At 80.6% G+C, this 371-nt stretch carries 1 protein-coding gene; it reads right to left on the bottom strand.

What is annotated here, in order from left to right; genetic code table 11:
- Positions 1-371 (bottom strand): FHA domain-containing protein (locus JNW98_RS34620; RefSeq protein ID WP_223772248.1); only part of this gene is annotated, 371 nt, incomplete at both ends.

Genomic DNA, 371 nt, shown 5'->3' with positions numbered 1-371 from the left:
CCGCCGGCCCCGCCGGCCCCGGCCGTTGCATTGACCCCGTGGCCGCCCGCCCGGCGTCGCGCGTCCGTGGCCTCCACGCCCCGCGCCCCGGGCCCGTCCGTCCGGGTGACGGACTCCGGACGACGGGATCGGGGTGTCACCCGAAGGTGTCCCTCGCCGTCGGGGGAGGTGGGGAGGAGCGGCGGGGAGCCGGCGTCCTTCGCCGCCGTGCCGGGGGCGGGGGCGTCGGGGCGGCCGTCCGTGCCGTCGGGGCCGTGGAGGACCAGGGTCGACTCGCCCGCGCGGAGCAGCGCTCCGGGGCGGAACGGCACGGGCCGGTCGTCGACCGGGGTCGCGTCCAGGGTGGTGCCGTTGGTCGAGCCGAGGTCGTG

Origin of the sequence: Streptomyces huiliensis (genome assembly GCF_020037025.1) — a bacterium.
Classification (GTDB): domain Bacteria; phylum Actinomycetota; class Actinomycetes; order Streptomycetales; family Streptomycetaceae; genus Streptomyces; species Streptomyces huiliensis.
Note: the sequence above shows the minus strand (reverse complement) of the source record. Positions and strands in the feature narration are given on the sequence as shown.